The 20036-nt window shown below is 71.7% G+C and carries 17 protein-coding genes; 8 read left to right on the forward strand and 9 right to left on the reverse strand.

The genetic code is table 11. The annotated features are described in order from the left end of the window. Positions 1-56: 56 nt before the first annotated feature. The 6 genes from ACFY4A_RS15700 to ACFY4A_RS15725 all read left to right on the forward strand — a co-directional run bounded on the left by ACFY4A_RS15700 (position 57) and on the right by ACFY4A_RS15725 (position 7124). Entirely contained in the window at positions 57-1100 is a 1044-nt protein-coding gene (locus tag ACFY4A_RS15700) for a hypothetical protein (RefSeq protein WP_390829981.1), read from the forward strand. A 1708-nt stretch (positions 1101-2808) separates the two neighbouring features. Then, a complete protein-coding gene (locus ACFY4A_RS15705; RefSeq protein ID WP_390829982.1) occupies positions 2809-3534 on the forward strand; it encodes a YeeE/YedE thiosulfate transporter family protein in 726 nt (241 codons plus the stop codon). Next, the gene (locus ACFY4A_RS15710) at positions 3534-3950 is read left to right on the forward strand and encodes a YeeE/YedE thiosulfate transporter family protein (protein WP_390829983.1); all 417 of its coding nucleotides are present in this window, start codon (positions 3534-3536) and stop codon (positions 3948-3950) included. Before ACFY4A_RS15705 ends, ACFY4A_RS15710 begins: the two co-directional genes overlap by 1 nt. Before the next feature lie 208 nt (positions 3951-4158). Continuing rightward, positions 4159-4344 carry a hypothetical protein gene (locus tag ACFY4A_RS15715; RefSeq protein ID WP_390829984.1) on the forward strand — a complete coding sequence of 62 codons (186 nt, stop codon included), beginning with the start codon at positions 4159-4161 and terminating at the stop codon, positions 4342-4344. A 96-nt stretch (positions 4345-4440) separates the two neighbouring features. Continuing rightward, positions 4441-6255 (forward strand): ABC transporter ATP-binding protein, encoded by a 1815-nt coding sequence (locus tag ACFY4A_RS15720; protein WP_390829985.1) that lies wholly within the window; start codon positions 4441-4443, stop codon positions 6253-6255. Further along, on the forward strand, positions 6252-7124 hold the full coding sequence (locus ACFY4A_RS15725; RefSeq protein ID WP_390829986.1) for a serine/threonine-protein kinase: 873 nt from the start codon (positions 6252-6254) through the stop codon (positions 7122-7124). Before ACFY4A_RS15720 ends, ACFY4A_RS15725 begins: the two co-directional genes overlap by 4 nt. A gap of 373 nt (positions 7125-7497) precedes the next feature. On the opposite strand, the gene ACFY4A_RS15730 is transcribed toward ACFY4A_RS15725, so the two are convergent. Then, positions 7498-8253: a hypothetical protein gene (locus ACFY4A_RS15730; RefSeq protein WP_390829987.1), complete on the reverse strand. Its 756-nt coding sequence runs from the start codon at positions 8251-8253 to the stop codon at positions 7498-7500. Further along, the gene (locus tag ACFY4A_RS15735; RefSeq protein WP_390829988.1) at positions 8243-8830 is read right to left on the reverse strand and encodes an RNA polymerase sigma factor; all 588 of its coding nucleotides are present in this window, start codon (positions 8828-8830) and stop codon (positions 8243-8245) included. The genes ACFY4A_RS15730 and ACFY4A_RS15735 overlap by 11 nt, the downstream gene beginning before the upstream one ends. Positions 8831-9072: 242 nt before the next feature. On the opposite strand from ACFY4A_RS15735, the gene ACFY4A_RS15740 reads away from it, so the two are divergent. Beyond that, positions 9073-11031, forward strand: a complete 1959-nt coding sequence (locus ACFY4A_RS15740) for an NAD-binding protein (protein WP_390830053.1) — start codon at positions 9073-9075, stop codon at positions 11029-11031. A gap of 69 nt (positions 11032-11100) precedes the next feature. Here ACFY4A_RS15740 and ACFY4A_RS15745 read toward each other — a convergent pair whose 3' ends face one another. Next, positions 11101-12930: a prolyl oligopeptidase family serine peptidase gene (locus ACFY4A_RS15745; RefSeq protein WP_390829989.1), complete on the reverse strand. Its 1830-nt coding sequence runs from the start codon at positions 12928-12930 to the stop codon at positions 11101-11103. 201 nt (positions 12931-13131) lie between these two features. On the opposite strand from ACFY4A_RS15745, the gene ACFY4A_RS15750 reads away from it, so the two are divergent. Beyond that, positions 13132-13938, forward strand: a complete 807-nt coding sequence (locus ACFY4A_RS15750) for an SURF1 family protein (protein WP_390829990.1) — start codon at positions 13132-13134, stop codon at positions 13936-13938. Positions 13939-13945: 7 nt separating this feature from the next. Here ACFY4A_RS15750 and ACFY4A_RS15755 read toward each other — a convergent pair whose 3' ends face one another. From ACFY4A_RS15755 to recR, 6 genes are all read right to left on the reverse strand, one after another. Then, a complete protein-coding gene (locus ACFY4A_RS15755; RefSeq protein WP_390829991.1) occupies positions 13946-15001 on the reverse strand; it encodes a hypothetical protein in 1056 nt (351 codons plus the stop codon). Positions 15002-15105: 104 nt separating this feature from the next. After that, positions 15106-15801, reverse strand: a complete 696-nt coding sequence (locus ACFY4A_RS15760; RefSeq protein ID WP_390829992.1) for a SigE family RNA polymerase sigma factor — start codon at positions 15799-15801, stop codon at positions 15106-15108. A gap of 387 nt (positions 15802-16188) precedes the next feature. Then, positions 16189-17292, reverse strand: coding sequence for an aspartate-semialdehyde dehydrogenase (locus tag ACFY4A_RS15765; protein WP_390829993.1), 1104 nt, complete (start codon positions 17290-17292; stop codon positions 16189-16191). Beyond that, complete coding sequence (locus tag ACFY4A_RS15770) at positions 17289-18566, reverse strand: aspartate kinase (protein WP_390829994.1); 1278 nt, start codon at positions 18564-18566, stop codon at positions 17289-17291. Before ACFY4A_RS15770 ends, ACFY4A_RS15765 begins: the two co-directional genes overlap by 4 nt. A gap of 190 nt (positions 18567-18756) precedes the next feature. Next, a complete protein-coding gene (locus ACFY4A_RS15775) occupies positions 18757-19416 on the reverse strand; it encodes a DUF5063 domain-containing protein (RefSeq protein ID WP_390829995.1) in 660 nt (219 codons plus the stop codon). After that, positions 19409-20008 carry a recombination mediator RecR gene (gene recR, locus ACFY4A_RS15780; RefSeq protein WP_141359690.1) on the reverse strand — a complete coding sequence of 200 codons (600 nt, stop codon included), beginning with the start codon at positions 20006-20008 and terminating at the stop codon, positions 19409-19411. Before recR ends, ACFY4A_RS15775 begins: the two co-directional genes overlap by 8 nt. Positions 20009-20036 lie beyond the last annotated feature (28 nt).

The raw sequence follows: 20036 nt of genomic DNA on the forward strand, positions 1-20036 counted from the left end.
CCTCAAACGCCAGTAATGGCACAGAAACTGACGGCACGACGAAAGATCCGGTACACATGCGCATTCGCGGCATACTCATCAGCAGCGTCGCGGTCTCTGTGGCGGCGATGGCTCTCGGCACGACCCCCGCCTCGGCATCGGTCGACTTCGACCCGACCACGGGCGCCGGCTTCATCGGCAAGGGCGACGTCCAGACCGCCCTCGGCTACAACAACGCGGCGCTTCAGAAGGCCGTCGACAGCAAGAGCCTCGCGTTCACGGCCAAGCAACCGACGTCCCAGTCGTTGTCGCAGGAGGTCACCCAGGCCGGCTCGCAAATCGGCTCGCAGGTCGGCATCCAGTTGGGGACCCAGACCGGCGCCCAGGTAGCCACCCAGGTCGTATCGCAGGATCTGACCTGCACCTACACCAACGGCAACGGCAACGGCAACGGCAACGGCACCAAGACGTTCCACCGCGACGGCGTGCGCGACGGCGAGCGCGTCGGCACCCGGACCGTCTCGCACGTCGGCATCCGCGAGGGCAGCCGGGACGCCTCCCGTGAGGGCACCCGGGCCGGCAGCCGTACCGGCGTCCTCACCGGCAGCCTCGGTTACGACATCAACGTCGAGGCCCGCAAGGCCAACCAGTACACCGGCTTCATCCTCAAGGGCTGGAAGGGGGACCCGTCGTACGAGGCCGGGGCCACCAGCTGGAACTCCCCGGTCTCCTTCGGTGACTGGTCGTTCGGTGACTGGTCGTTCGGCAACTGGTCGTTCGGTGACTACAAGTTCGGTGAATACCGGTTCGGCGACTATGCGTTCCAGCCCGTGACCGATGTGCAGTGGGGCGAGTGGGACTCGGCTCCGGGCGAGAACCCGGACGACTGCCTTCGCAGCGCCAACGCCGGCAAGATCACGGCTCTCAGCGACGTCATCACGCCCGGCGCGATCACCGAGGGCCCCGTCACGGACGGCGCCATCATCGACGGCGCGATCACGCCAGACAGCATCACCGACGGCGTGATCACCGAGGGTGCGACCACATACGGCAACATCGAGACCGGCGTAAGGACCTCCAGCGGCCCGGCCAAGCTCTTCGTCAACGACAAGGCGCTCTGAGCCAGAGCACCACAGCAGCCGCCCCCGGCCACGCTCGGTGGTCGGGGGCCGCTGCTTGCAGCGCCACCTGATCCCGAACCGCTCGCCGGAACTCGAGCCCGGTCGTCCGATCATGTGGCTACGCGCTCTGAACTCACATGAGCAGGTGGTGCACCTGCTTTGCGTGGGAGCTTGCCGACGGCCGAGGAGAAGACGAGCCCGCGCTCCTCCAACTGATCGCCAGCGGCCAACCTCATCGCCGCAGGAGATCTCGCCGCTCGCGTGGTTCGCGCCCGCTGCGGAACGCTGGGCCAACTGGCAAGTCGGCGCTCCGTACGTGGACGCGCGCCACGGTCCGGGTCCGGCACGAGGCCGACGGCGCCGCCTTCTTGGAAGTTCCTGTGGTGACACCGGTCGAGGCCTCGGCGCGTGATGCCAAGGGGCTGTACGCCCGGCGGGCGGCGGGGTGACCTGCCCGGGTTGACACGTCGGCCCCTACGAGCCCTCTGCGGCCCCGGAGTTGAGAATACCGGCGCGCGCGCAGTCGGTCACCGAGTCGGCCTTCATGCTGACGGACCTGCTGGCCGAGCCGAACTTCATCCGTAGTGAAGGCACCCATGGAGCACGGGTTCGTCTGCGTGCCTGCGTTCTGGCGGGCCGTCTCCCGCGCGGGACGGGGGAATTCGATGGCCGGGAAAGTGCCGCGGGTGCCGAATTTTCCCGTCCGGGTCGTCGGTCGGATTCAGGTGAAGTGTTCGAAAGGGGCTCGCATTCCGTAAGTGGTGATGATCTCCGCGTTGCCTCAGGGCGGGCTGATCTGCGATATTCACGACCCCATCACAACCCTGTCGAACATTCGCACCCTCTCCACAAGCAACCGACTCAGACCCGTAGCGGTCGGGATCATGAGACCTAATCGCGATCAAGGCCCCGCCGTCGACCGGCAAATATCCGGACATCAGAGGTAGGCGAACAGACCTTTCGCGTGGCGCATCTCACTGAACAATGTCAAGCGGTTCGGCCGGAAAACTCAGTCGGGTTGCCCAGGGCACCGGGAAAGTGGTTCCATCACGCCTGAACGCGGTGACTGGCGGTCACAATACGGCTCTGTGCCGACATTCCCCCGACGCTTTTGATCGTCGTGCGGGCGCGGCAAGGACAAGAACCAGGAAACGGCGACCGACCCCTTGTGCACGGGCGGTCTGCGCCGGTCAGGAGGGAGCAACGTGGGTTGCTCGCACGCCGTGGGATGCCCCCTTTTCCCCCTGCTCAGGGCCAGCTTGCAGGGTTGGCGCGACTACTACTGCGACAGCGCGGACCAGTGGCACGACTGTGCCCGCTACCAGTTGTCGCTCACCGGCGAGCGCGTGCCGATCAGCCTGCTGCCCAACGGAGCGATCGCGCGGCACCTCGAAGGCGCGACCGGTGCGAGCCGGTCCAGCGCGACCAACCGCACGCAGGCACCCCGGCAGGCTCCGCAGCCGCAGCCCGACGCGTGGTCCCGGCCGGTACCGGCCGGACCGCCTGAGCCGGCCTCACCTGGACCCGAACAACCCGAGAGCACCGCCTGGTTCGGGGCAGCGCCCCCGGCACCGGCCCAGTCTCACCAACCGTCACCCCACGCACCGACTCCCCAGCCCCCGCACCGCCCCGCTCGGCACTCGAGGCAGGCACCCCGTGCGAAGCGCGGCTTGTGGGGTCGGCTCGCCGACTGGATGAGAGGTCCCGCATGAACTACTGGCCCTGGTGGGCGGGCGCGGTCGGGCTCGCTCTGGTCACCGTCAACTACACCCTCACCACCGATCGTTCCTTCGGGGTGTCGTCGGCCTGGGACCGGGTGCTGCACTGGCGCAGCGAACGCCGTCTCGAGCAGATGGACGACGAGTTCGCCGACGATCAGGCGCTTGCCGAAGCTCTCGCCGCGGCCACCGCGGAGCACTTCGGAACGCTGCCCGGCGCACCGGCCTCGCCCCAGCGGTCGCAGGTCCCGTACGCCGACCAGCAGGCCCCGTACGCCGACCCGCAGACCTCGTACGCCGACCCGCAGGCCCCGTACGGGTCGCCGCAGCCGTCGGCGGCGCCGCACGTCGAACCCGTGGCGACCGAGGGCCCGCTCACGAGCCAGCGCCCCGCCCCGCTGGTCACCCAGGGAGCCCTGCTGGTGTCGATCTTCCTGGGCGGACTGATCGCCTCGCTCGTGTCCGGGCGGTTCGAGCTCCGCTACGACATGGGCCCCGGTTTCCGGGACCTGGTCACCGGCGATCCGATCACCATGGTCGTCCTGCTGTTCCTGGGGGGCGTACTGGTCGGCTTCGGCACCCGGCTGGCCGGCGGTTGCAGTTCCGGGCACGGGCTGAACGGCTGCGGTCGGCTGCGCCCGGTCAGCATCGTCGCGACCGCCGTGTTCTTCGGTACCGCCGTCGCGGTGTCGTTCCTCCTGTGGAAGGTGATCTGATGCGTACCCGGGGCGCGATCCTGCTCGCCAACATCATCACCGGCCTGGCCCTCGGCTTCACCGTCTCCAACATCGGCTTCGGCGACTACGCCGAGCTGAACCGCATGTTCACCTTCCAGGACCTGCGGATGTTCCTGTCCTTCGCGGGCGCCGTCGCGATCATCGTGGTCGCGTTCGCCCTGCTGCGGGTGCGCCGGACCCCCGGGCGCATCCACGCCGGTGTGATCCCCGGCGCGGTGCTGTTCGGTACGGGGTGGGCGATCTCGGGCGGCTGCCCCGCGATCCCGATCACCCAGGTCGCCGGCGGTTACCTGCCCGCTCTGGTGACCATCGTCGGCGTCGCCGTCGGCATCCGGCTGTGCCGCTGGGCCAACGCCCGGTACTTCCACCTGGACCGCGGCTCCTGCGGGCTGTGACCGGGCGCGCGCCGAAGCGGACGCGCACACCGAAGCAGACGCGCGCCCGGTCCCGCCGGGCGCGTCCCACAGCGCCTTTCACAGCGCGTGCCGCAGCGTGCTCCGCACCCCGCCGCAAGGTATTTGCCCCGTTTTGACCTAAAACGCCATCTGAATCCTGATCCGGGACGTACCCCCTTAGGAGACACGTTCCATCAGGAGGAATGCCATGGCGATCTTCAATGCACTCTTCCCCGCCCTGGACCGTGATCGCGGCGGCCACGGCGGCCACGGCGGTCACGGCGGCCACGGCGGTCATGGCGGTCACAGCGGCCACGGCGGCCACGGCGGCCACGGCCACGGCGGCCGTAGCGGACACGGCGACCACCGCGGGTCGCGGGGCCACCGCTGGTGACTGACTTTGGCCACCCCAGCTGAGTCGGAGCGGAGCGGACCGGAGCCCCAAGGAGCCGGTCCGCTCCGTCAGTATGTCCTGAGTCGTCTGCTGTCGGTGGGCACGGATCAGCAGGCCGTGGTCACGGCCGCCCCGCCACTGGCCCTGCGCGAGGTGTTCCGGCGTTTCTGGCCCTACACCCGCGGGCGCCGGGGCTGGCTGGCGCCGCTCCTCCTGCTCAGCGCGACGGGCCCCCTCGTCGACGGGGCCGAACTGTGGCTCTTCAAGATCATGGTGGACGAGGTGCTCGTCCCGCGGAACCTGCACCCGTTCCTCTGGATCGCGCCCACGTACGTCGGACTCATCCTCCTCTCCGGCATCCTGGGGTTCGCCGACGACGTGACCTCCGCGTACGTCAGCGAACGCTTCCTGCTCTCCCTGCGTGCCGACGTCTTCCGGCACGTCCAGGGGCTGTCGCTCGGGTTCTTCGAACGGCGGCGGCTGGGGGACGTGCTGTCGCGGATCACGGGGGACGTGGATTCCGTCGAGACGTTCCTGCTCTCCGGCGTGACGGACGTGTTCTACAACCTGCTGCAGCTGGGCGTCTTCCTCGGACTGCTCTTCTATCTGAGCTGGGACCTCACGCTCCTCGCGATCGTCATCGTGCCGCTGTTCTGGGGCGCCGCCCGCCACTTCTCCCGGCTGACCAAGCAGGCGTCGCGGGAGCGCAGGCGCCGCAGCGGCTCGCTCAGCGCGGTCGCCGAGGAGTCGCTGGGCAACGTGACCCTGGTCCAGGCGTACAACCGGCAGGACTGGGAGCAGCACCGCTTCGAGCGCGAGAACCTGGGCCGCTTCCACGCAACCATGGCCTCGACGCGGATCCGGGCCGTCTACCGGCCGCTGGTGGAGCTCATCGAGGTGTGCGGCGGCCTCGCCGTCATGGGACTCGGCACCTGGAAACTCACCCAGGGCCAGCTCACCCTGGGCGGGCTGCTGGTCTTCCTGGCGCTGATCGGCAAGCTCTACGGCCCGGTCCGCGACTTGTCCCGCCTCGCTCCCACCTTCTACGCCGCCTCCGCCTCCGCCGAACGCATCGTGGAGCTGCTCGACCAGCGGCCCCAGGTCCGCGAGGCCCCGGATGCCCGGCGGATCGGCCGGGCCCGTGGCGAGGTCGAGTTCGACGGGGTGTCCTTCCGCTATCCCGGCACGTCCCGCTGGGCCCTGTCGGACGTGTCGTTCCGCGTCCGCCCCGGCGAGACCCTGGCCCTGGTGGGCGCGAGCGGGGCCGGGAAGTCCACAGTGGCCAAGCTGCAACTGCGGTTCTACGACCCCGACCGGGGCGCCGTCCGCCTCGACGGCACCGATCTGCGCGAGCTGTCCCTGACCGATGTGCGCGACAGCGTCGCGGTGGTGCTCCAGGAGACGCTGGTCCTGCACGGCACGGTGCGGGAGAACATCGCCTACGGCCGGCCCGGCGCCACCGAAGCGGAGATCGTCGAGGCGGCCCGCGCCGCGGACGCCGACGAGTTCATCCGGCTGCTGCCGGACGGCTACGACACCGTGGTCGGCCAGCGCGGCCGGACGCTGTCCGGCGGGCAGCGCCAGCGGCTGGCCATCGCCCGCGCGATGGTCAGGGACGCGCCCGTGCTGCTGCTGGACGAGCCCACCACCGGCCTGGACGCCCTGTCGGGCCGCCGGATCATGGACCCGCTGCGCCGGCTCATGGCCGGCCGCACCACCGTCGTCATCTCCCACAACCTGCTCACGGTCCGCGACGCCACCCGGATCGTGGTGCTCGACCACGGCCGGGTCACCGAGTCCGGGACCCACGACGAACTGTTCGTGCGCGGCGGCACGTACGCGCGGCTGCACCGGCTGCACGGCACGGCCGCGCCCGCGGGGCCACCGCCGCAGGGCACGGTGCTGTCATGACCGCCGTCACGCAGACGGCCCTGGGGCCGCCGCTGCCCGCGGGCACCCGCCCGGTCCCCGGCTACGAGATCCTCGGCCACCTGGCCCGCACGGGCTGGCTCGACCTGTACGACTCCTGGAGCGAGGAACGGGCCTGCCGCTGCGTCATCAAGGTGCTGCGCCCAGACCTGCGCGACGATCCGGGACTGGGCCGCGAGCTGCTGCGGGAGGGCAGGTGGCTGCGCGACTTCACCCACCCGCACCTGGTTCGCGCGTACGAGACCTTCGCGGCGCCCGAGCCGCTCGTCGTCATGGAGACGCTGACCGGGGAGACGCTCGCGCACCTCTTCGGCCGGCTGCGGCGCCGGCCGGCCGCCACCGACGTGGCGCTCCTCGGGGTGCAGTTGTGCTCCGCGGTGCACTACCTGCACGGCCGGGGCCTGCTCCACCTGGACCTCAAGCCGTCCAACATCGTCGTGGACCGCGGGCACGTCAAGGTGCTCGACCTCAGCGTGGCCCGGCCGCCCGGGAACGCGCCGCGCGGGACGGGCACGTTGTGCTACCGCTCGCCTGAGCAGGCGCGCGGCGGGCTCCTGACGGCCGCGGCCGACGTGTGGGGCATCGGCGTCACGCTGTACGAGGCGGCCTGCGGTGACGTGCCCTTCCCCTCGGGCGGGGAGGACGAGAGCGAGGACAGCGCGGGCGACCTCCGGTGTCCGCAGTTGGAGGACGCCGCCCCGCCGGTCGCGTCGCGACGGCGCCTGCCGCGCGCGCTCGCTGAGGCCGTCGACGGCTGTCTGAGCCTGGACCCGGCGGACCGGCCCACGCTCTCCGAACTGGCCACGGCCCTGGGTTCGGTGCTTCCGGCCCCGGCCCGCCCGGTCGGCTAGTGGTGTGACCGGGAAGGTTTGCCGGGAAGCTCGCGGCGTCCGGTGCCGGGGGCACCTCCCACGCCCTTCAGGCAGTGGGGGAGCATCGCAAGGCGGAGCGCCGCCCGCGTACTGGACGTACTCGCCCGCGTACTGGACGTACTCGGGTGATGCGACAACGCGGCGAGGTGCCGTACCGGGCGTCGCGAGCCGGTGAACCCTTCCGGTCACAGCATCAGGGTCTTTCGTTTGGATCAGGCCGGATCAGGGAGCGGGGTCCGGTGATGGGGGCACCTCCCACGCCCTTCAGGCAGTGGGGGAGGATCGCGAACGAGAGGCCCTGGCAGCCGCCCGCCCTGACCGGCAGTCCTCGACAGTCCTCGACCGGCAGTCCTCAGGACGTCTCCTCGCCCGTGGCGAAGTGGGCCCTGGCCAGCACGATGCCGTCGGGGGCGATCAACCGCGCGCCGGCCAGCTTCGCGGGGTCGACGGTGGCCGGGCCGCCCCAGGAGCCGCGGCCCTGGTGCAGGGTGAACTCACCGACGCGGACGGTGGTGCCGTCCTTGCGCACCAGCCGGCAGGTGACCTTGCCCTCGTGGGGGGCGCCGGTCTTGGTGAGGTCGACGCTCATGTAGATCCAGCCCGGGGAGCCGGGGTGGGCGTAGACCTCGCCGGCCGGCCTTGCGGCCGCGTCGGCTGAGGTGAAACCGCCCCACAGCATGCCCGACCCGACGGCGGCGGTCGAGGCGGGCCCGGCCACGGTGGACTCGATCGCCGTGCCGACCGCCCAGCCGCCGAAGCCGACGGCGATGAGGACCGCGCCCGCGACGGCGGCGACCCGCGGCCGTATCCGGCCGAGCACGCCCGGACGCGGGATCCCCGGCGCCCGGGCGTGTGGACGCCCCTCGTGCGCCGCCCTCTGCGTATGCGCCTGCGCCACCCGGCTCTCGAACCCGACCGGCGGCTCGCTGCCCGGCAGGAGCCCGATCAGCCGGTCGCCCAGCAGAGTCAGCTGTCCGATGTACTCGCGGCAGTCCGCGCACCTCTCGAGATGCGCGACGGCACCGGCCCGCTCGCGGCCGGGCAGCACGCCCAGCGCGAGCTCGGCACCGATCTCGCGGAGCTTCTCGCAGCTGAACTCACTGGCCATGGTCGCCTCGCTGGAAGGAGGCGAGGGTGGTGCGCAGCTTCCCCATCGCCGTCCTGACCCGTGTCTTGGCGGTGCCCAGCGGAATGTGCTCCCAGTCGGCGATCTGCTGGGCGGTCATGCCGTAGATGCCGGCCATCACCAGGGCACGGCCCTGTTCGCGCGGCAGCTCGGCCACGGCTGCGCGCAGCCGGGTCGACGCCTCGTCGGCCAGCGCGTGCCGCTCGGGGGTGTCGCTGACGACGTCCAGGATCGCGTCGAGGTCCTCCGGCGCCACCGGCTCCTGACGCCGTGACCTCACGGCGTCGATGGCGAGGTTGTGGGCGATGGTGGTCAGCCAGGTCGTCACCGACCCGCGGCGCGAGTCGTAGATCTGTGCGTGCCGCCACGCCCGCTCGAATGTCTGTTGAGCGATGTCCTCCGCTAGTTGCGGATCCCCGGTGACCGCGACGGCGACACCGAAGACCCGGTGCTGAAACCTGCGTACGAAACTGACCGCGAGTTCCGGATCACCGGTTGCCAGCCCGGACAGCAGAGCCTCGTCCGGGAGCCGGCCCACGGGGAACCAGAATCTCGACACATCCGTATATACGGACCATCCCCGTGCAGGGATTGCCCGACCGAAGCGGAATCCCATGCTCCGATTCTCCCGCGGGACCGCTCTCCCCGCGCTCTGTCGCGGAACGATTTTCGTAGGGGCCCTGCGGGGACCGTGCGGGAGCCGGGGTGGATGGTGGAACCACCCCTCTCGATACGGCAGTCTCTTCCCTCGTGGGGAGCGTTCCGTATCAGGGTGGTGTGCCGGACGGCACGGGCGCGCACATGGTGGTGTGCGGGGACGACGGGCTCGCCCACCGGTTGGCCGCCGAGTTGCGGGGGGTGTACGGCGAGCACGTGACGCTGGTCGTACCGCCCTCCGAGCGCACGGTGCGGCCACCGGTGGTGGGCCGCAGCCGTACGGCGTCGACGCTGCTGGACCGGGTGGTGAGCGCGGCCGTGAACCGGGCGGGAGGCGGGGCCGGCGGCGCGGGCAACGGCACCGGCGGTGGCCCGGGTGGCCAACACACCGGTGCGGACCGGCTGTTGGAGGCCGCCGAACTGACCGATGCCGTGCTCGCGGACGCGGGTGTGGAGCGGGCGGCGGCGCTGGCCCTGGTGTACGACGACGACGAGACCAACATCCGCGCCGCCCTGACCGCCCGCCGCATCAACCCTCGGCTGCGGCTCGTGGTGCGCCTGTACAACCGGCGGCTGGGCCAGCACATCGAGGAGCTCCTCGACCAGGCCGCCGCGCTGGCGGTCGGCGGCGACTCCGCGGCGGGCGCCGACGCGTCCACGACCGTGCTGTCCGACGCGGACACCGCCGCCCCCGCGCTGGCCGCCAGTGCCGTCGTCGGCACCAGCAAGGTCGTCCAGACCGACGCACTGCTGCTGCGCGCGGTGGAACGGCCGCCGCCCGCGCCGGGACAGGTCGCCGACCCCGGACTGTGCACTCTGGCACTGCTGTCCGCGACGACCAGCGACCCGGCCGGCGCGGACGGTTCCGAGGACAGCGGCGACCAGCGGCCGCAGCTGCTGCCGGACGAGGCGGCGGTACGGGCGGCCACCGGGCGCGGGACCGTGGTGCTGGAGCAGGTCTCCTACGCCGCCGGTGAGCCGCTGTCCGCCCGGCGCGTGGTGGCGGCCGCCGTGCCGCCGCTGACGTCGCTGTTCTCGCGGCGGCTGCGGTGGACGGTGGCGGGTCTGGTGGCGTGTGTGTTCGCGCTCGCGGTGGCGTTGTGGGTGGTGGCCGGGGTCCATCCGCTGGGCGCGGTGTACCTGACGCTGCTCGACCTGTTCGCCATCGACGACCCCGCGCTCGGCGAACCGGTCGGACGGCAGCTCCTGCAACTGCTGACCGGGCTGGTGGGTGTGCTGCTGCTGCCCGTGCTGCTGGCGGCGGTGCTGGAGGCGCTGGGCACGTTCCGGTCGGCGTCCGCGCTGCGCAGGCCGCCGCGGGGGCTCGGCGGGCACGTCGTCCTGCTGGGGCTCGGCAAGATCGGCACCCGCGTGCTGACGCGGCTGCGGGAGCTGCGCATCCCCGTGGTGTGCGTGGAGTCGGACCCGGAGGCGCGCGGTGTGGCCACGGCGCGGCGGCTGCGGGTTCCGGTGGTGCTCGGGGACGTCACGCAGGAGGGCGTGCTGGAGGCCGCGAAGATCCACCGCGCGCACGCGCTGCTCGCCGTGACCAGCGCGGACACGACGAATCTGGAGGCCGTGCTGTACGCGCGGTCCGTGCGCCCCGACCTGCGGGTGGTGCTGCGCCTGTACGACGACGACTTCGCCACCGCGGTGTACCGCACCCTGCGGGCCGCGCACCCGCACGCGCTGACGCGCAGCCGGAGCGTGACGCACCTGGCGGCACCCGCGTTCGCCGGTGCGATGTCCGGCCGGCAGATCCTGGGGGCGATTCCGGTGGAGCGGCGGGTGCTGCTGTTCGCGTCCGTGGACGTGGGTGGGCATCCGCAGCTGGAGGGCAGGACGCTCGCGGAGGCCTTCCGGCCGGGGTACTGGCGGGTGCTGGCACTCGACGTGGGAATGACCCCGGACGGACGGCGGGAGCCGGCCGCGCCGGAGGCGGCGGCCGAGCACCCGGACCGGGGCTCGGGGCTGGTGTGGAACCTGCCCGGCACCCATGTCCTGCGGAAGGAGGATCGAGTGGTGCTCGCGGCGACCCGGCGCGGGCTGGCGGAGCTGCTGGGCCGCAGGTCGCGGGAGCAGACGAGGACGCAGGGAACGTAGGAGGTGGGCGGGGCGGACACAGGTGGCTCAGGATGCGCGGTCCTGGGCCACCTGCGCCCCGCACCTGCCCTACTTCGGCAGATGCCGCTCCGCGAAGTCCAGTTCCAGGCGGATCTGCTTGATGCGTTCGTCGACGACCAGGGAGCCGTGGCCGGCGTCGTAGCGGTACACCTCGTGGACGGCTTCGCGCGCCGCGAGGCGCTTGACGTAGTTCTCGATCTGGCGGATCGGGCAGCGCGGGTCGTTGACCCCGGCGGAGATGTAGACGGGCGCCTTGACCTGGTCGACGTAGGTCAGCGGCGAGGAGGCCTCGAAGCGTTCCGGCACTTCCTCCGGGGTGCCGCCGAGCAGGGTGCGGTCCATGGCCTTCAGCGCCTCCATCTCGTCGTGGTACGCCGTGACGTAGTCGGCGACCGGGACCACGGCGATGCCCAGCGCCCACAGGTCGGGCTGGGTGCCGAGACCGAGCAGGGTGAGGTAGCCGCCCCAGGAGCCGCCGGTGAGGATCAGGCGGGCCGGGTCGGCCAGTCCCGAGCCGACGGCCCACTCGCGGACCGCCGCGATGTCCTCCAGCTCGATCAGGCCCACCCGGTGCTTCAGCGCGTCCGTCCAGGCCCGGCCGTAGCCCGTCGAGCCGCGGTAGTTGACCCGGACCACCGCGTAGCCGTGATCGACCCAGGCGGCCGGGCCCGCGGCGAAGGAGTCGCTGTCGTGCCACGTGGGGCCGCCGTGGATGTCGAAGACCGTGGGGAGCGGCCCGGTCGCGCCCGCGGGCCTCTGCACCAGGGCGTGGATACGGCCGCCGGGGCCCTCCACCCACACGTCCTCCACCGGCACCGATCCCGGCGACTTCATGCCGGGCGGGTCGAGTACCACCCCGCCGTGCGTCGAGCGGACCGCGGAGGGCTCGGCCGCCGAGGACCACAGGTACTCCACGCTGCCGTCCGGGCGGGCGGTCGCGCCGGAGACCGTGCCGGGCGGGGTGGGGATCCTCGTCAGCTCGCGGGTGGCCAGGTCGTAGCGGAACAGCTCGCTGCGGGCCTCGAAGGCGTGCACCACGAGCAGGCCGCCGCCGTCCGGGCACCACTCGGCGCTCACGTCGCCGGGCAGGTCGAGCGCCAGGTCATACTCCTCGCCCGTCGCCACGTCCCACACCAGCGGCTCCCACCGGCCGCGCCTTTGGTGGCCGACGAGCAGCCGCGTGTCCCCGTCGACCGGGGCGAAGCCCAGCACCTCGAGGCCCAGCTCGACCGTCCCGCCCTTGGTGTCGTCCAGCTCGGCGACCGTCGTGCCCTCCGGGCGCAGCACGCGCAGCGCCGAGTGCATCGCGTCGCCGTGCTCGGTGTGCTCCAGGGCGATCAGCGAGCCGTCGTGGGAGAGGTCGCCCACGCCCGCCGACTCGCGGTGCCGGTAGATCTCCGTCACCTGGCCGGCGCGGGCCAGGTGCAGGGTCGTACCGTCCTCGTCCGTCGAGCGCCCCACGATCGCCGTGCGGCCGTCCCGGCCGAGCGCGAGCCCCGCCGGATACGACGCCCCGAGGCCGGGCACGGCCACCTCGTCGGCGCCGCCCTCGAAGGGCTGCCGCCGCCAGACGCCGAACTCGTCGCCGTCCTTGTCGTCGAACCACCAGATCCAGCGCCCGTCCGGCGAGAGCACGCCGTCCGTCGTGCCGTTCGGCCGATCGGTGACCTGCCGCTGCCCGCCGGTCGCCCGGTCCCAGGCGTACAGCTCGTACGTCCCGGTCGCGTTCGACACGAAAAGGGAGCGCTCCGGCGCGTCCTCCGCCCAGTCGGGCAGGGACACCCGGGGCGCGCGGAAGCGCTTCTCCCAGTCCGGCATCTCCTCGATGAGTGCCCGCCGGTCGAGCTGCGGCGAGTCGGACCCGTTGCTCTCAGTCATGACCCCATAGTGCCCGGTCCCGCCGACAACGCGCTGGCAGGCCTCCCCAGCCTGTGGACAACTCCGCCCGGACCCTGCGCATCCTCTTACGACTTCCACACCTTTCCCGCCCGCCGGGCGACCCGCGCCCCGTCCACCGGGCGCCCCGCCGGGCCGACCCCGCGACCGGGGTGCGGCGTGCGGCACCGTACCGTTGAGGGCGTGTACCGGTTTCTGCTGACACCTCGCTGGTGGGGCATCAACGTCTTCGTGCTGCTCGCCATCCCCTTCTGCGTGTTCATGGGGTCCTGGCAGCTGAGCCGGTTCGAGGCGCGGGTGCAGGACCACCGGACCGCTACCGAACAGGCCGCCTCCTACCGCAAGGAGGCGCCGCGCCCGCTGGACCGGCTGCTGCCCGTGGACAAGCGCACGTCCGGCATGCAGACCACCGCGACCGGCCGGTACGGCGACCAGCTGCTCGTCCCGGACCGCGAGCTGGACGGCGAACCCGGGTTCTACGTGCTGACGCTGCTGCGCACCGGCTCCGGCAAGGCGCTGCCGGTCGTCCGCGGCTGGCTGCCGGGGAACGCCGGTCCGGCGAGGGCCCCGGCGCCGCCCACGGGCGAGGTCACGGTCACCGGAGCGCTGCAGGCCTCGGAGACGCCGGGTGACAACGGGGTCAGCGCCCGGGGGGGACTGCCGTCCGGGCAGACCGCGGCGATCAGCGCGGCCTCGCTGGTCAACCTCGTGCCGTACGACGTGTACGACGCCTGGGTCACCCTCAACCACGCCGACTCCGGGATGAGGGCGGTGCCGGCGAAGGCCCCGGACAACACCGGGCTGGACCTGAAGGCGTTCCAGAACCTCGGATACACCGGCGAGTGGTTCGTCTTCGCCGGCTTCGTGGTCTTCATGTGGTTCCGGCTGGTGCGCCGCGAGGTGGAGGCCGTACGGGACGCGGAACTGGGGCTGGCGCCCGAGGAGGCCCCGGTGCCGGCGCCCGCGTCGAGCGGCGCGTCCGGCGCCTGACCGGCCCCTACGACGCCGGGAGCACCCCGGTCCGGTAGATCGTTCCCGCACACGCGTTCGTCACCGTCACCGACGCCGAGGGCGAGCCGGCCTCCGGGGTGTGGGAGACCACGACGCTGCCGTCGGCCGTGCCGTCCGCCAGGAGCGTCTGGGTGGTGACGCCGGAGTCGCTGCCGGTGCTCGTGCCGCCCGTGGTGCTCGCGCCCTGGGTCGGGGACGGGTCGGACGAGGGGCCGCCGGTCTCGCTGCCGCCCCCGGTGCTCCCGCCGCCGCTGGTCGGACAGGTCTGGGAGGGCACCCAGGCGAACTTCACCTCGTACGCCGAGCCGGACGGCAGGAGCAGTCCGGGTGCCTCGGTGGAGGGGTCGGGTAGCCCGGCCGCCGCGTCGCCGGAGGTGTGTGCGACCACGGTGATCCTGGTGGCGTCGGCCGCGCCCTGCGCGAGGGTGCTCACCGAGCCGGAGCCGCCCACCCGGCAACTGCCGGCGGAGACGTTGGTGACGTGGAAGGTGCCGTAGACGACACCGGCCGAGTCGGGGGCGTCGACGGTGGCGGTGGCGGGACCGAGCTGGGAGGCCGTGCACACCGGGGCGTCGCTGCCGGCCGGGGCCGAGGGGCTGTCCGGGCCGCCGGTGGGTCCACTGTCGGCGGCGCTGTCCGGACCGCTCTTCCGATCGTCCTTGCGTTCCTCCGCGCCCCCGCCGGTGGCCTTGCCCGAGGAGCCGCCGATGCCGCTCTCGCCACCGTCCGGGTCCTTGCCCTGGCTCGTGCCGCCCTGGGCCTGGGAGGCCTGGCCCGCGATGGCCGGGTTGGCGTCGGAGTCGCTGGTGTGGGACACGTGCACGAGGGCGGGGATGGCGGTGCCGACGAACAGGGCGGCGGCCGCCATTCCGACGGCGGCCTGCCGCTTGCGGGCCCGCCGCGCCGGGACCGCGCGCCGCAGGTGTTCCAGCGTGCCGTCCCGCGGCTCGACGTCCTGGACCGCCTCGTGCAGCATCCTGCGCAGTGCCAGCTCGTCCGAGTCGAGCCCGTCCGGGCCGAGTTCGTCTGGGCTGTGGTTCACGGTTCCGTTCCCAGCGTGCGATTGCGTGTGCTCTTGGTGGTCCGGCTCGCGCGATGCGCCGGGTTCGTCCGGCTCGCGCTCGTCGCGGTCCTCGTCGTGCTCCCTCATGCCGACGCCCCCATCGCGACCCGCAGCGCCGCGATGCCGCGCGAGCCGTACGCCTTGACCGAGCCCAGCGAGATCCCGAGGGTCTCGGCGACCTGCGCCTCGGTCATGTCGGCGAAGTAGCGCAGCACCAGGACCTCGCGCTGGCGGCGCTGGAGGCCCTTCATCGCCTTGATCAGGGAATCGCGCTCCAGCTGGTCGTAGGCGCCCTCCTCGGCGCTGGCCATGTCCGGCATCGGCTTGGACAGCAGCTTCAGGCCGAGGATGCGGCGCCGCAGGGCCGAACGGGAGAGGTTGACGACCGTCTGCCGCAGATAGGCGAGGGTCTTCTCCGGGTCCCGGACGCGTTTGCGGGCGGAGTGGACGCGGATGAACGCCTCCTGGACCACGTCCTCGCAGGAGGCGGTGTCGTCGAGCAGGAGCGCGGCCAGGCCCAGCAGGGAGCGGTAGTGCGCCCGGTAGGTCTCGGTGAGGTGGTCGACGGTGGTGCCGGCCGCCACGGTCTCCTCGGCGGGCTCACGCTGACTGGGTATGCGGGCGGGCCGCGCGGCGGGCATGGGCGCGATCACCGGCATGCCACCGGGCATGCGCGGACGGAGCGCCGCGCGGGGCGGCCGCAGGGCGGTGCCGCGGGTCGCCGCCGGGGATACCCCCCGCTCGAAGAACTTGGGGGTGAACTCGAGAACCTCTGCCACGCCAGTTGGACACGTCTCCCCCCACCGAGGTTGTACGTGCCGGGCAAGACATTTGCGCCATGTGACACGTCCGGCAACGTTCTCACGGCAGGCGGCACACCCGAGTGCGCCCTGTATGCCCTCATGTGTCCCGCTCATCCCCTATGCCTGAATCGCCAGGACGTCCCCACGTCCCGCAGCGTCCCCACGCCCCCGAAGGGCGACCGCAAAGACGCTCCCCGCCCTTCGCGCGGTTGCAAAGGACGGGGAGGCAAATCATCAGCCGCCGAACGGCATGGATCAAGTGGTCCGGCCCACCGGCCGGGCCATGATTCTTACATGGATCCTACAAACGGATAGGCCCCCGGCCACGGTATCTCCGGCGGCGGCCCACTCGCGCGACAGAAGTCACGGCGCCTCGGCCGCCACCAGCTCCGCGATCTGCGCGATGTTCAGCGCCGCGCCCTTGCGCAGGTTGTCACCGCACACGAAGAACTCCAGCGCCGTGGGATCGTCCAGCGCCCGGCGCACTCGCCCGACCCACGTCGGATCGGTGCCCACCACGTCGGCGGGCGTGGGGAACTCGCCCGCGGCCGGGTTGTCGTACAGCACCACACCGGGCGCCGTGGCCAGGATCTCCCGCGCCCTGCCGACCGTGACCTCGCCCTCGAAGCGGGCGTGCACGGTCAGGGAGTGCGTGGTGACCACCGGGACGCGCACGCAGGTCACGGCGACCGGCAGCCGCGGCAGCCCGAGCACCTTGCGGGACTCGTCCCGCAACTTCATCTCCTCCGACGACCAGCCCTCGTCGCACAGCGACCCGGCCCACGGCACGACATTCAGCGCCACCGGCTCCGGGAACGGACCGGTGTCGTCCCCGACGGCCCGCCGCACGTCACCGGGGCTGGTCCCCAGCTCCGTGCCCGCCACCAGGGACAGCTGCCGGCGCAGGGTCTCCACGCCCTCGTCTCCGGCCCCGCTCACCGCCTGGTACGAGGAGAGGACCAGCTCGCGCAGGCCGAACTCGGCGTGCAGCGCGCCCAGCGCCACGATCATGGACAGGGTGGTGCAGTGGGGGCTGGAGACGATCCCGCGCGGGCGCCGACGCACCGCGTGCGGGTTGACCTCGGGCACGACGAGCGGCACGTCGGGGTCCGTGCGGAAGGCGCCCGAGTTGTCGACCACCACCGCGCCCCGGGCGGCGGCGAGCGGCGCCCAGTGCGCGGTGGCCTCGTCGGGGAGGTCGAACAGGGCGATGTCCACCCCGTCGAAGGCGTCCTCGGCGAGCGCGGCCACCTCGACCTCCTCGCCGCGCACGGTCAGCCTGCGGCCGACCGTGCGCTCGGGCTCCCCGCCGCTCGAACGCGGGCGAGAGCCCGGGGGAGAGCCCTGGGGGGAGGCGAGCAGGCGGATGTCACCCCAGATGTCCGCGCGCTGGGACAGGATCCGGAGCAGTACCGTGCCGACGGCTCCGGTCGCTCCCACGACCGCGAGCGTCGGTCGGTCGCTCATCGCCCGGTGCCTCCGTAGACGACGGCCTCGTCGCTGTCGGAGTCGAGCCCGAAGGCGCTGTGCACGGCGCGCACGGCCCCCGGCACGTCGTCCTGGCGGGTGACGACCGAGATACGGATCTCGGAGGTCGAGATCAGCTCGATGTTCACGCCCGCGTCGGACAGCGCGGTGAAGAAGTCGGCGGTGACGCCCGGGTTGGTCTTCATCCCCGCGCCGACCAGGGAGATCTTGCCGATCTGGTCGTCGTAGCGCAGGGAGTCGAAGCCGATGCCGGCCCGGTTCTTCTCCAGCGCGTCGATGGCCTTGCGGCCCTCGGTCTTCGGCAGCGTGAAGGAGATGTCCGTCAGACCGGTGGAGGCGGCGGACACGTTCTGCACGACCATGTCGATGTTGATCTCGGCATCGGCGATCGTACGGAAGATGGAGGCGGCCTCGCCGGGCTTGTCGGGCACGCCCACGACCGTGATCTTGGCCTCGGAGGTGTCGTGTGCGACACCGGAGATGATGGCCTGCTCCACCTTCTTGTCCCCTTGCTGAATCGGCTCGCTGCTGACCCACGTGCCCTGCAATCCGCTGAAGGAGGAGCGGACGTGGATCGGGATGTTGTACCGGCGTGCGTACTCCACACAGCGGTGGAGCAGCACCTTGGAGCCGGACGCGGCCAGCTCCAGCATGTCCTCGAAGGAGATCCAGTCGATCTTCCGGGCCTTCGCCACCACGCGCGGGTCGGCGGTGAACACACCGTCGACGTCGGTGTAGATCTCGCACACCCCGGCGTCGAGGGCGGCCGCGAGTGCGACGGCGGTGGTGTCGGAGCCGCCGCGCCCCAGCGTGGTGATGTCCTTCTTGTCCTGGCTGACGCCCTGGAATCCGGCGACGATGGCGATGTTGCCCTCGTCCAGCGCGGTCCGGATACGGCCCGGCGTGACGTCGATGATCCGGGCTTTGTTGTGCACCGAGTCGGTGATGACACCTGCCTGGCTGCCGGTGAACGACTGGGCCTTGTGACCCAGGTTTTTGATCGCCATGGCCAACAGTGCCATGGAGATCCGCTCTCCGGCGGTCAGCAGCATGTCGAGCTCGCGTCCGGCAGGCATCGGGGAAACCTGCTCGGCGAGATCGATCAGCTCGTCCGTCGTGTCGCCCATCGCGGAAACCACGACAACCACGTCGTTGCCGTTCTTCTTGGCTTCCACGATTCGCTTGGCGACGCGCTTGATGCCTTCGGCATCGGCTACGGAGGAGCCTCCGTACTTCTGCACGACAAGGCCCACGTGCGCTCCTCGCTCAGTCCGTGTCCATCGCACTCACGCATATGCGGTGCGGTCGGCTCAGTCTATCGAGCGTCCGAATTTCCCTTTCGCGATATCGCATGGTGAGATACCCGGCGCCCGCTGGTCAGAACGGCTCATGCCCAGGGAGTGGAATACCACTCGGAAAGTGCGCCGCGTCACATCGGAGCGGTCAGCGTGCCCGGCGCAGTCCCAGCGGGTCCGCGATCTCCTGCGCCATGACCTTGCCGGCCTCGAACTCCAGGGTGTCGTCGCCCATGCCCTGGTCGGTGTCCAGGCCGTCCAGCTCCTCCAGGGGCTGGTTGAGGCGGACGTGGGCGACCAGGGACTGCAGGGCGCGCAGGGTGGCGGAGGCCGTGGAGCCCCAGTTGGAGAAGTAGGAGAACTGCCACCACCACAAAGCCTCGGTGGTGCGGCCGGCTCGGTAGTGGGCCATGCCGTGACGCAGGTCGGCCACGACGTCCGCCAGGTCGTCGGAGATCCGGGCGGGCACGGGCGCCCGGCGCGGCTCGTAGGGGTCGAAGACCTCGGAGTAGACGTCGATCGGCTCCAGCAGGCGCGCGAGGTTCTCGCGGAGCTGGTCCACGTCCTGCTCCGGGCCGGAGTCGGGTTCGTAGCGCTCGTCGGGGACGATGTCCTCGTGCGCGCCCAGCCGGCCGCCGGCCAGCATCAGCTGGGAGACCTCCAGCAGCAGGAAGGGCACCGCCGAGTCCGGCTCGTCGCCCTTGGCGACCTCGGTGACCGCGACCAGGAAGCTCTCCACCTGGTCGGCGATCTGGACCGCGAAGTCGTCCGGGTTCTGGCTGGTGGCGTGCAGCGTGGCGTCAGACATCTAGGAGTCGTCTCCCCTCGAAGGCGCGGCCGAGAGTGACCTCGTCCGCGTATTCCAGGTCACCGCCCACCGGGAGGCCGCTGGCCAGGCGGGTGACCTTCAGGCCCATGGGCTTGATCATGCGGGCGAGGTACGTCGCCGTCGCCTCGCCTTCGAGATTCGGGTCCGTGGCCAGGATCAGCTCGGTGACCGTGCCGTCCGCCAGACGGGCCAGGAGTTCCCGGATTCGCAGGTCGTCCGGGCCGACGCCCTCGATGGGGCTGATCGCCCCGCCGAGGACGTGGTAACGGCCGCGGAACTCGCGGGTGCGCTCGATGGCGACGACGTCCTTCGGCTCCTCGACCACGCAGATGACCGAGGGGTCGCGGCGGCTGTCGCGGCAGATCCCGCACAGCTCCTCCTGCGCGACGTTGCCGCAGGTCGCGCAGAAGCGGACCTTCGCCTTCACCTCGAGCAGGGCCTGGGCGAGCCGCCGTACGTCCGCCGGTTCCGCCTGAAGGATGTGGAAGGCGATCCGCTGCGCGCTCTTGGGACCGACGCCGGGCAGCCGCCCGAGCTCGTCGATGAGGTCCTGGACCACGCCTTCGTACAACGGAGTGCCGTCCTTCCTGGGTCGCTTC

The sequence above is a fragment of the Streptomyces sp. NPDC001292 genome, assembly GCF_042896465.1.
Classification (GTDB): domain Bacteria; phylum Actinomycetota; class Actinomycetes; order Streptomycetales; family Streptomycetaceae; genus Streptomyces.

Bases quoted from the DNA above. Each gene is read 5' to 3' on its own strand.
- ACFY4A_RS15700 (WP_390829981.1), top strand. From the start codon at position 57: ATGCGCATTCGCGGCATACTCATCAGCAGCGTCGCGGTCTCTGTGGCG.
- ACFY4A_RS15765 (WP_390829993.1), bottom strand. From the start codon at position 17,292: ATGAGCGACCGACCGACGCTCGCGGTCGTGGGAGCGACCGGAGCCGTC.
- ACFY4A_RS15705 (WP_390829982.1), top strand. From the start codon at position 2,809: ATGAACTACTGGCCCTGGTGGGCGGGCGCGGTCGGGCTCGCTCTGGTC.
- ACFY4A_RS15715 (WP_390829984.1), top strand. From the start codon at position 4,159: ATGGCGATCTTCAATGCACTCTTCCCCGCCCTGGACCGTGATCGCGGC.
- ACFY4A_RS15740 (WP_390830053.1), top strand. From the start codon at position 9,073: ATGGTGGTGTGCGGGGACGACGGGCTCGCCCACCGGTTGGCCGCCGAG.
- ACFY4A_RS15725 (WP_390829986.1), top strand. From the start codon at position 6,252: ATGACCGCCGTCACGCAGACGGCCCTGGGGCCGCCGCTGCCCGCGGGC.
- ACFY4A_RS15775 (WP_390829995.1), bottom strand. From the start codon at position 19,416: ATGTCTGACGCCACGCTGCACGCCACCAGCCAGAACCCGGACGACTTC.
- ACFY4A_RS15730 (WP_390829987.1), bottom strand. From the start codon at position 8,253: ATGGCCAGTGAGTTCAGCTGCGAGAAGCTCCGCGAGATCGGTGCCGAG.
- ACFY4A_RS15710 (WP_390829983.1), top strand. From the start codon at position 3,534: ATGCGTACCCGGGGCGCGATCCTGCTCGCCAACATCATCACCGGCCTG.
- ACFY4A_RS15745 (WP_390829989.1), bottom strand. From the start codon at position 12,930: ATGACTGAGAGCAACGGGTCCGACTCGCCGCAGCTCGACCGGCGGGCA.